At 63.2% G+C, this 3,210-nt stretch carries 6 protein-coding genes; 5 read left to right on the top strand and 1 reads right to left on the bottom strand.

The genetic code is table 11. The features are described from left to right. Positions 1–152 precede the first annotated feature (152 nt). Positions 153–422: a hypothetical protein gene (locus LHA35_RS28015; RefSeq protein WP_226614686.1), complete on the top strand. Its 270-nt coding sequence runs from the start codon at positions 153–155 to the stop codon at positions 420–422. Positions 423–458: 36 nt separating this feature from the next. Here the strand turns inward: LHA35_RS28015 and LHA35_RS28010 are convergent, their stop codons facing one another. Continuing rightward, positions 459–836, bottom strand: coding sequence for a DUF6876 family protein (locus LHA35_RS28010; protein ID WP_226614677.1), 378 nt, complete (start codon positions 834–836; stop codon positions 459–461). 378 nt (positions 837–1,214) lie between these two features. Between LHA35_RS28010 and LHA35_RS28005 the strand changes: the two genes are divergently transcribed. The 4 genes from LHA35_RS28005 (at position 1,215) to LHA35_RS27990 (ending at position 3,169) form a co-directional block, all read left to right on the top strand. After that, complete coding sequence (locus LHA35_RS28005) at positions 1,215–1,724, top strand: hypothetical protein (RefSeq protein ID WP_226614663.1); 510 nt, start codon at positions 1,215–1,217, stop codon at positions 1,722–1,724. A 12-nt stretch (positions 1,725–1,736) separates the two neighbouring features. Beyond that, positions 1,737–2,171, top strand: coding sequence for a secondary thiamine-phosphate synthase enzyme YjbQ (locus LHA35_RS28000; protein ID WP_226614656.1), 435 nt, complete (start codon positions 1,737–1,739; stop codon positions 2,169–2,171). Between the two features lie 79 nt (positions 2,172–2,250). Further along, positions 2,251–2,487, top strand: coding sequence for a hypothetical protein (locus tag LHA35_RS27995; protein ID WP_226614644.1), 237 nt, complete (start codon positions 2,251–2,253; stop codon positions 2,485–2,487). 178 nt (positions 2,488–2,665) lie between these two features. Continuing rightward, positions 2,666–3,169 carry a recombinase family protein gene (locus tag LHA35_RS27990; RefSeq protein ID WP_226614641.1) on the top strand — a complete coding sequence of 168 codons (504 nt, stop codon included), beginning with the start codon at positions 2,666–2,668 and terminating at the stop codon, positions 3,167–3,169. Positions 3,170–3,210 lie beyond the last annotated feature (41 nt).

Genomic DNA, 3,210 nt, shown 5'->3' with positions numbered 1-3,210 from the left:
GAACCAGTTGCCGAAGGTCATCCAGGGTGTCAGGTTCCGCAATGGCGTCGAGGTCAAGGAGACGCCAGCACAGACCGCCGCCTGATCGGCTGGCCGTCACCCAGTTTCCCGCGTAGCTCGCGCGCGATGCAGTCGCATACTACGAAGACTACGTGACCAGGCTCATGGCCGTTGCGCGGAAGCAGCTGCGTGCCGCAGAGGATGCCCTCAAGGCGACAAAGCGCCTGGCCGAGACGATGCAGTACGGCGTGCGCCTGCCCGGCATCGCCTCGAGGGTGGAGCCGTCGCGCTGGTGTAGGTCCACCTGTGGCCCTAAGGGCAACCGCTGGACCAACTGCACTCACGACAGCGAACACTGGTACTGGTTCTCCGATGCATCAAAAGCGATGTTGTTCAAGCTGACCTTCGGCATGGCACAATGAGCGTCGTCGGCGAGGCAAAACGCAGGCGAGCACTGGTCAGTACTCACTGGGCAGTAGCATGACCCAGGTATTGGCCTCCTGCATTAGCCACAGCGTGATGGCCGGAAGCGGAAAGTCGGTGCATGGGATCTCCTGCGTGGTCAGGGGCGTCTCGGAATTGCCGTTGGTCATCGTGGCGACCGCGCTGCGCGTTCGCTCATCCACAGCCAAGGTCCATACCTGAAAGGGTTCCGAGCGCACGCGCGGGTCGGCCTGGTGCGAGACGATCAGGTCGGTGAGCCAGTGGGCCTGGGCCCGCTCCGCCAGGAACACGACACCCCGGGTCATCAGCACGCGGCGGGTTAGGCCGTGGCGAATGAGCGTGTCGGAGCCGGTGAGGCCCGCGAGTGCGTTCTGCAGTTCCTCCGGGGTCATGGGGCCGCCCTCCTCTGCGGCCCTCCCCATCAATAGCCTTCCCGCCCCTCCGTCATCCGAAGACCGCCCCAGCCGTACGGGATAGGACCCATGTGAGGGGCGAGGAGGCCACCGGCGGCGCAGAGGCAGCACAGCATCGAAGTCGCGACGCATACGTATGGCTGGAAGACAGTGAGCCAGAGAGATCGGACATCGGGAGCGATGCTGCAAAAGGGATCTGAAGCCAAGATCTGAAAGTTATTTGGCGCCCTCACCATTGTCGCCATCATAATCTTCTGGCCCGACAATGAGGCAGGAGCCTTAAATAGTGACTACCAGATTTTCAAAACGTATAGTGGACACATGAAAAATAATAACAGAAGATTTCCTGGGCAGGACATGCATAAGCTTTTCGATGCACTCGAGGCCGTTCAATCGGGTGATTACAAGGTCGCGCAAGGCGCGCGCCTATTCGGCAGATACTCCCATCAATGCGCGGTCAGGATAAACGGCCTCTACATCAGAACGCCGTTTAACAAGCTATCTTATGATGCCGAGGCGCCTGATGGCTGGATGCACCGACAAATGCCGAGCTGCTTGATTGACGATCTGCAGTGTCGCTTCTTCGGCATTCAAGGCGCCTTTGCGAACGGTGAGCAGATTCGGGAGAGCAGCGAGTGGCTGCAATGCAACACTACCAGCTTTTCCAAGGTCGGCATGGATGACAGCGGTGGTCTGGCTGACGACCTTCAGCCAATCGTAGACCGTTTCGGCGCTGGCGCCGCCGTAAGCCGTCGGTATTTTCCCTATGTGCGGCATGGTGGTGGCGCACATTCGATCACGCTGCTCACTGTGAAATTCACGATCAGCGATGCGGTAATGTTCAAGCTTGCTCACATTGGGCAGTGAGGAGGACGCCAGGTGGAGCAGAGGCTGCACAGCATCCAGGTTGCGACGCGCGGACGCGGCCTGGTGGAGTTGACGGACCAGATCCTGCGCTGGGTCGCGGCACAGGGCATCGGCACTGGGCTCCTGACAGTCTGGTGCCGCCACACCTCGGCCTCGCTGCTCGTGCAGGAGAATGCCTCGCCTGACGTCCGGGCTGACCTGGAGGACTTCCTGCGGCGGCTCGTGCCGGATGGCGGCGGAGGGCGGTACCGGCACGATGACGAGGGGCCGGACGACATGCCGGCACACATCCGCGCGGCGCTAACCCAAACCCAGCTCTCAATCCCGGTTGCTGAGGGCAGACCACTGCTCGGCACCTGGCAGGGCATCTACCTCTACGAGCACCGGACCAGCCCGCACCGGCGGGAACTGGTGTTGCACCTGATGGGCGAGGCGAGCCAGCGGTAGCCTCGCCGTCAACGCGACTGCCTTACGTTGAGGCTGCGGAGCCTGCAAAGCGCACCTATCCTGTCGATCTTGTCGACAGATGGCGGCGGAGGTCCGCAAGCGCGGCCTCCGCCGCCGCGACAGCCCGGTCGGGTCCCGCGGCTTCGCCGACGCCGATCGCTGCCATGCCGCCACTTTCCAGTACGAGCCGCAGATCACTCAGGTCAGTCGTGCCTCCCGGCCATCCCGGTATTGCGGTGGCTATGGCACGCACAGCCGCGGCAACCGCATCCAACGCTGGATCTTCCTCCACTTGTCGTTCCTCCGCACAGTCTGACGCACATGGAAGCACGGGGCCGCGGGAGCGCGCGAGCCTGCACGTAGCGTCGGATGGCATCGCAATAGGGCTTGCCCGTGCGCGACATCCCCGAGGTGTCGCGCTAAATCTCCGGTCGCCCTTTTGCGACAGCGATCGCATCGTGTTCCAGACTCATACGCGACAGGGGAGGGGACGCATGCACGTCGGCTATGCCCGCACCAGCACATTCGAGCAGCAGGCCGGGCTCGATGCCCAGCTGCGGCAGCTGGAGGAGCAGGGCTGCGAACGCGTTTACAGCGAGCAGGTCAGCAGCGTCGGCAAGCGCCAGAAACTTGAGGAGTGCCTGCGCTTCGTCCGCGACGGAGATGTGCTGTTCGTGTGCAAGCCCGATCGCCTCGCCCGATCCACCGTAGACCTCCTCCGCATCGTGGAGGATCTCGGCCAGCGCGGCATCGGACTGGTGATCTTGTCAATGGGTGGGCAGGCAATCGACACCCGCAGCCCGACGGGCAAGCTTATGCTGACGATGCTCGCTGCGGTCGCTGAGTTCGAGCGCGGGCTCATGCTGGAACGCCAGCGCGAAGGGATCGCGCGTGCGAAGGCCGAAGGGAAGTACAAGGGGTGCTGCGCGGCGATCAGGGTGAGAACGCGCGGCGATCTGGATGAGAAACGCCTGCATGGCGCCGTCGGGAGGGCGTAGCCCGACCGGCGGGGCCATGCAGGCGAGCGCCCACCCGTTCT

The organism is Roseicella aerolata (assembly GCF_020523605.1).
Lineage (GTDB): Bacteria > Pseudomonadota > Alphaproteobacteria > Acetobacterales > Acetobacteraceae > Paracraurococcus > Paracraurococcus aerolatus.
This window is presented reverse-complemented; position numbering and strand designations above follow the sequence as displayed.